The following is a 5,864-nucleotide window of genomic DNA, read 5'->3' as shown; positions in this document are numbered from 1 at the left end:
GGGATGAAAGCGACCCGCGGGCGACAGCGTGAATATCTCGCAGCCATCTTCCGTGACACCGACCGAATGTTCGAACTGGGCCGACAGCGACTTGTCCCGAGTGACCGCCGTCCAGTCATCGGAGAGTGTCTTGGTTTCCGCCCGGCCAAGGTTCACCATGGGCTCGATGGTAAAGAACATTCCGGGTTCTAGCATCGCCCCGGTGCCGGGGCGCCCGTAATGCAGCACATTGGGCGGGGCATGAAACACCCGACCCAGCCCATGGCCGCAGAAATCCGTGACGACGCTCATCCGGTGGCTTTCCGCATAGGTCTGGATCGCATGACCGATATCGCCGAAGGTATTCCCGGGCCGCACCGCATCGATGCCGCGCATCAGGCTGTCGTGGGTGACCTGAATGAGGCGCTCCGCCTTCCGGCTGAGTTTGCCCGCCACATACATCCGTGAGGTATCGCCGTACCAGCCATCGACGATCACGGTGACGTCGATATTGAGGATATCGCCGTCCTTCAGCTTCTTGTCGCCGGGGATGCCGTGGCAGACAACATGATTGACCGAGATGCAGCTCGCGTGGGCATATCCCTTGTAGCCGATGGTCGCCGATTTCGCGCCGGCGGCTTCGACCTTTTTTTCGATCATCCGGTCAAGCGCTCCGGTCGTCTGGCCTACGGTCACATGTTCCGCAATCTCGTCAAGGATTTGCGCGGCCAGCCGTCCTGCCGCATGCATGCCCGCGAAATCGGAAGGGTCGTAAATGCGAATGCCGTCCTTGGTCTGACGGCCTCGGTGCTGCTCGCTCACCGGATACTCCATCGATAGTTTTCCTTTCTTATCGCGGTGGGACCGGAGGTGCCAGTACCTGCACTCACGATGCCTAGCCCAGCGGGCCGGTAACGGTAATGCCCTGGGGGCTGATGTGGGTCCCCAGGGCTATGGTTTCCAGACCCTGCGCGCGGGCGGCATCCCACGCGGCGGCATAGGCAGGGTCGATATCGCGCGCGAGGGTGACATCGGTGCAATCGGTCCGCTGCACGCAGTAGATGAGCATTGCGCGGTGGCCTGCGGCGGCCATGCGCCCCAGTTCCGTAAGGTGGCGCGCGCCCCGGGCGGTTACGCTGTCTGGAAACTCCGCCAGTGCGCCGTCACGGCAAAGCGTGACGGATTTGACCTCTACCCACGCATCCGGCAGGCCGGGCTCGCTCAGCAGGAAGTCAGCCCGGGAGCCTTCTCCGTACCGGACCTCTGCCCGGCGCGTGCCATAGGCCTTGAGCGGCGGAACAAGCCCCGCGTCCAGTGCTTCGGCGACAAGACGGTTCGCGCTGCCGGTATCGACGCCGGTGAAATGGCCGTTCTCGTGATCGACCAGCCGCCAGCCGTACTTCAGCTTGCGCTTCGGATCGTCGTTCGGCTCCAGCCAGACCCGCGTGCCCGCCGTGGCGAGGTCCGTCATCGCGCCGGGGTTGGCGCAATGCGCCGTGATCGTTTCGCCGCTTTCTTCCAGAGTGCAGTCCGCCAGAAACCGCTTGTAGCGTCGGTCGAGCCGCGCGGGGACAAGTTGGGTTTGAAAGCGCATGGGCAGCGGCCTATACCCAAGGTCAGCCAATCTCAAGGAGGTACCCCCATGGCGAACCCGACCGCAGCGATGCTTGTCATCGGGGATGAGATCCTGTCGGGGCGGACGCGGGACAGCAACATGCACCATCTGGCGCAGAAGCTGTGCGATATAGGCGTGGACCTGAAAGAGGCGCGGGTGATCGGGGATGAGCACGGGGCGATTATCGCCGCGGTGCAATCGCTTTCCATCGCCTACACCTATGTCTTCACCAGCGGGGGAATCGGCCCCACGCATGACGACATCACCGCCGAATGTATTGCTGCCGCCTTCGACCGTTCGATCGACGTGCGCGATGATGCGCGCGCCATTCTGGCAGAGCATTACGACAAGTCGAGAACCGAGCTGAATGCCGCCCGGCTGCGCATGGCGCGCATTCCCGAAGGTGCTACGCTGATCGACAACCCGGTTTCCGCCGCGCCGGGCTTCATTCTGGAAAACGTGCATGTGATGGCGGGGGTACCTGCCGTGTTCGAGGCGATGGTGGACAGTATCCTGCCCACGCTGACCGGCGGCGCGCCGCTGCTGTCCGAAACCATGCGGGTCGAGAGAGGCGAGGGGGATATCGCCGGGCCGCTTTCCGACATCGCGGAGGCTTTCCCCGCCTTGGCCTTCGGATCCTATCCGTTTCAGAAAGATGGCCGATATGGCGCGCATATCGTGATCAGGGGTAACGATCAGGACCAGATCGACCAAGCGCTCGCCCGCCTCGAAGAGACCTTTGCGTGATCGCTGACCGGAACGCCCTGCTGGCTGCCATCGACGGCACATGGCCAGCCGCCCGCCGCTGGGAGGAGGGGCCATGGACCCTGCGCGAAGGCAAGGGCGGGGGGCAAAGGGTATCGGCGGCGTCCGCGCATGGCGTCATCGCGCCGGATGACATCGCCGCCGCCGAGGCCGCGATGAAGGATGTGGGCCAGAAACCGCTCTTCATGGTTCTGGCAGAGGACCGTGCGCTCGACACCATGCTGGCGGAACGCGGATACGCGGTAAAAGACCCGGTAAACCTGTGGAAGGCGCCCATCGCGGCGCTGACGAACAAGGCCATTCCGAGGGTCACGGCCTTTGCCATCTGGGAACCGCTCGCCATCATGGAAGACATCTGGGCTTCTGCCGGGATCGGCCCCGCGCGTCTTGCCGTGATGCACCGGGCCGCCTGCAAAACATCGATCCTTGCCCGGTGGAACGAAAAGCCCGCGGGCGTCGGTTTCGCCGCTGTGCATGAGGGCGTCTGCATGGTCCACGCCATAGAGGTTCTGCCCCATCAGCGCCGACAGGGGGTCGCGGGCTGGATCATGCGCCGCGCCGCCTTCTGGGCAGCGGAGCAGGGGGCGCAGGACATCGCCGTTCTCTGCGTGAAGGAGAACGAAGCCGCGAATGCGCTTTACCGATCGATGGGATTCGAGCGCGTCGAAGGCTATCACTATCGCACGTCACCAGAATGAAGGATGCCGCCATGAGCAACGAAGCACCTACCGCACTCGACCTGCCGATGGTCCACCCCCTGCCGGCGGAAACGCGCAAATACTTCGAGGTTTGCGAGGAAAAGCTGGGCATGGTGCCCAATGTCCTGCGGGCCTATGCCTTCGATATCGACAAGCTGAATGCCTTCACCGCCATGTACAACGACCTGATGCTGGGGGATTCCGCGCTCTCGAAGCTGGAGCGTGAGATGATCGCGGTGGCGGTATCGTCCTATAACAAGTGCTACTATTGCCTCGTCGCCCATGGCGCGGCGGTGCGGGCCCTGTCGGGGGATCCGCAACTGGGCGAAGCACTGGTGATGAATTACCGCGTGGCTAAGATCGACGCGCGACAGATGGCGATGCTGGATTTCGCCGTGAAACTCACACGGGAAAGCGCCGCGGTGACGGAAGATGACCGTCAGGCCCTGCGCGAGGTCGGTTTTTCCGACCGGGATATTTTCGATATCGCCAGCGTCGCGGGGTTCTTCAACATGACGAACCGCGTGGCCAGCGGTACCGATATGCGACCGAACGACGAATATCACGCACAGGCGCGATGAAGCATCCGGCGTCCCGGATCATGCGGGCATGGCTCTCGGGCCTCGCGTTCGCACTGGCGATACTACCGCAGGGTGCCTTGGCGCTGGAACTCAAACTGCCGTCGAATGCCCAGCTGACGGCAGAAAGAGATACGGGGCCCGATCGCTATGTCGCGCCGGTCGGCGTCTTTTCCGAAGGGGTGGTGGCGCAACTTGCGTTTGATGGCGAGGTAAGGCGCGCGGCCTGGCGGCTGGAAGGACGCGGCCTGACGCCCCTGCAGATCGTGGCGCCCCTGCGCGCCCAGTTGGTCGAAGCGGGTTTCGAAATCGTACTGGATTGCGCGGCCGAACAATGCGGGGGGTTCGATTTCCGCTTTGCCGTCGAAACGCTGCCCGGCCCTGCGATGTACGTCAACGTGCGTGCCTATCATTTCATCACCGCGGTGCGGGGGGAGGACGACTCCCCGCCGACCGAAGCAGTGACCATTCTGGCCAGCGCGTCGTCCACGGCAGCCTATCTGCAGATCATCCGCGCCGGGACGCTCGGCGATGGCGCCGGTGTGGAGCGGACGGCCCCCGCGCTGCGGCAGGTCTCTCCGGCGGCGGAAGTGGCGATACCGGCGGAGGGGGAACTGGCAGAGACACTGCTGGCGCAGGGCAACGCGCTGTTGCCGGGGCTCGATTTCGGTTCCGGCACCTCGAAACTGCAGGCGGGGGAGTACTCGGTCCTAGGCGAACTGGCGGCCTTCGTCAAAAACCATCCCGATCTGCGGGTGGCACTCGTGGGGCATACCGATACCGTGGGCAGTCTGGCGGGCAACATCAGCCTGTCACGCCAGCGGGCGCGATCGGTACGCGAACGCCTGATCCGGGACTACGGGCTGGAGGCCGGGCGGCTGGATGCCGAAGGGATGGGCTATCTCTCTCCGGTCGCTTCCAACCTCACCCCGGAGGGTCGCGAAGCCAATCGTCGCGTCGAAGCCGTCGTGCTCCCGGCGGAGTGAGGGCGGGTGCTCAGGGCGATCTCCGACCTCCATGTCGGTCTCGTCAGCCAGTCGATCAGATCCATGGCGCGAACCCCTTCTTCGTCTTCCTTCTTCCGGGGTCGGACCCTAGCGCAGGATGAGGGCCAAATCTGGGCGGGAAAACAGCAAGAGGCAGAAGAAAAACCCCGCCCTTATCAAAGGGGGCGGGGGCAGGTCGCTGACTTTTGCGACCCAGTTCACCGAGGGAGGTCGGATATAGAATTACCAGTCGTTGGGGCCTTTTTCGGCAAAGGTATGAACCAGAAAATCGATGAAGGCGCGCACTTTTGGCTGGGTGAAGCGGCCGGGTGGATAGACCGCGTAAATGCCTTGGTTTTCCAGGGGCAAGTCGGGGATGGCATCCTCTACAAGGCCCTTCTCCATCGCGTCGGAATAAAGAAAGCTGGGCAAATAGGCGATGCCCAGACCGGAAATCGCGGCGTTGAGCAGGGACTGCCCATCGTTCACCGACAGCCAGCCCGCCGTGCGCACCTGACGCTTTTCGCCCGAAGGCGCGGTCAGCTTCCAGACATTGCCCGAGGACTGGTTGGAATAGTGCAGAAGCTTGTGGTTGTTCAGATCGTCGATCTTGTCGGGCCTGCCATATTGCTCGAAATACTTGGGGGAGGCGATCATCCGCTTCGTGGTTTCCGTAAGTTTCCGCGCGCGCAGCGTGCTGTCTTCCAGCTCTCCGATGCGCACGGCCATGTCGAACCCTTCAGAGATCAGTTCGACGTAGCGATTGTTGAGCACCATGTTCACGGTGATGTCCGGGAAGTCGGACAGGAACTCCGACAGGGCGGGGGAAAGGTGATTGACGCCGAAGTCCGTGGCGACGGATATGCGCAGAAGGCCGGAGGGGGCCGATTGCATCGACGTCACCAGCGCATCCGCTTCGCCTGCATCGTTCAGCACCCGCCGGGCGCGGTCGTAATAGGCAAGCCCGATCTCCGTCGGGGAAACCCGCCGCGTCGTGCGGTTCAGAAGGCGAGCCCCAAGGCGCGCTTCCAATGAAGAGACGTGCTTTGATACAGCCGACTTGGAGATGCCCATCTTCTTGGCGGCATCGGTGAATCCGCCCTGATCGACGACCGTGGCGAATGCTTCCATTTCCGTGAGGCGATCCATGCCCGTTCCTTCATCACTATTCTTCTTTCAGGGCACAGCAATGACCGAGAATTCAGGCAGGATCGGGGCAGGGGTGGGACAGTAGCAAGGTAAT

General features: G+C 63.1%; 7 protein-coding genes. 4 read left to right on the top strand and 3 right to left on the bottom strand.

Features of this window, described 5'->3' with window-relative positions:
* The coding region (gene map / locus A3728_RS04260) for a type I methionyl aminopeptidase (protein ID WP_067920574.1) at window positions 1-813 on the bottom strand (813 nt) is incomplete at its 3' end.
* 61 nt (window positions 814-874) lie between these two features.
* Window positions 875-1,573: a DNA/RNA nuclease SfsA gene (gene sfsA / locus A3728_RS04255; protein WP_067920572.1), complete on the bottom strand. Its 699-nt coding sequence runs from the start codon at window positions 1,571-1,573 to the stop codon at window positions 875-877.
* A gap of 48 nt (window positions 1,574-1,621) precedes the next feature.
* On the opposite strand from sfsA, the gene A3728_RS04250 reads away from it, so the two are divergent.
* From A3728_RS04250 to A3728_RS04235, 4 genes are read left to right on the top strand one after another with little or no spacing between them, the layout of a single operon-like run.
* The gene (locus tag A3728_RS04250) at window positions 1,622-2,341 is read left to right on the top strand and encodes a competence/damage-inducible protein A (protein ID WP_067920570.1); all 720 of its coding nucleotides are present in this window, start codon (window positions 1,622-1,624) and stop codon (window positions 2,339-2,341) included.
* Window positions 2,341-3,057 (top strand): GNAT family N-acetyltransferase, encoded by a 717-nt coding sequence (locus tag A3728_RS04245; RefSeq protein ID WP_067920579.1) that lies wholly within the window; start codon window positions 2,341-2,343, stop codon window positions 3,055-3,057. The genes A3728_RS04250 and A3728_RS04245 overlap by 1 nt, the downstream gene beginning before the upstream one ends.
* An 11-nt stretch (window positions 3,058-3,068) precedes the next feature.
* Window positions 3,069-3,638: a peroxidase-related enzyme gene (locus A3728_RS04240; protein ID WP_067920568.1), complete on the top strand. Its 570-nt coding sequence runs from the start codon at window positions 3,069-3,071 to the stop codon at window positions 3,636-3,638.
* Window positions 3,635-4,621 (top strand): OmpA family protein, encoded by a 987-nt coding sequence (locus A3728_RS04235; RefSeq protein ID WP_236628253.1) that lies wholly within the window; start codon window positions 3,635-3,637, stop codon window positions 4,619-4,621. Before A3728_RS04240 ends, A3728_RS04235 begins: the two co-directional genes overlap by 4 nt.
* A 243-nt stretch (window positions 4,622-4,864) precedes the next feature.
* Here the strand turns inward: A3728_RS04235 and A3728_RS04230 are convergent, their stop codons facing one another.
* On the bottom strand, window positions 4,865-5,770 hold the full coding sequence (locus tag A3728_RS04230; RefSeq protein ID WP_067920566.1) for a LysR family transcriptional regulator: 906 nt from the start codon (window positions 5,768-5,770) through the stop codon (window positions 4,865-4,867).
* Window positions 5,771-5,864: the final 94 nt, after the last annotated feature.

It is taken from the genome of Sulfitobacter sp. HI0040, assembly GCF_001634885.1.
GTDB lineage: Bacteria > Pseudomonadota > Alphaproteobacteria > Rhodobacterales > Rhodobacteraceae > Sulfitobacter.
Note: the sequence above shows the minus strand (reverse complement) of the source record. Positions and strands in the feature narration are given on the sequence as shown.

Excerpts from the sequence above, each read along its gene's own strand:
- sfsA (WP_067920572.1), bottom strand. The coding sequence starts at position 1,573 with ATGCGCTTTCAAACCCAACTTGTCCCCGCGCGGCTCGACCGACGCTAC.
- A3728_RS04235 (WP_236628253.1), top strand. The coding sequence starts at position 3,635 with ATGAAGCATCCGGCGTCCCGGATCATGCGGGCATGGCTCTCGGGCCTC.
- A3728_RS04250 (WP_067920570.1), top strand. The coding sequence starts at position 1,622 with ATGGCGAACCCGACCGCAGCGATGCTTGTCATCGGGGATGAGATCCTG.
- A3728_RS04240 (WP_067920568.1), top strand. The coding sequence starts at position 3,069 with ATGAGCAACGAAGCACCTACCGCACTCGACCTGCCGATGGTCCACCCC.
- A3728_RS04230 (WP_067920566.1), bottom strand. The coding sequence starts at position 5,770 with ATGGATCGCCTCACGGAAATGGAAGCATTCGCCACGGTCGTCGATCAG.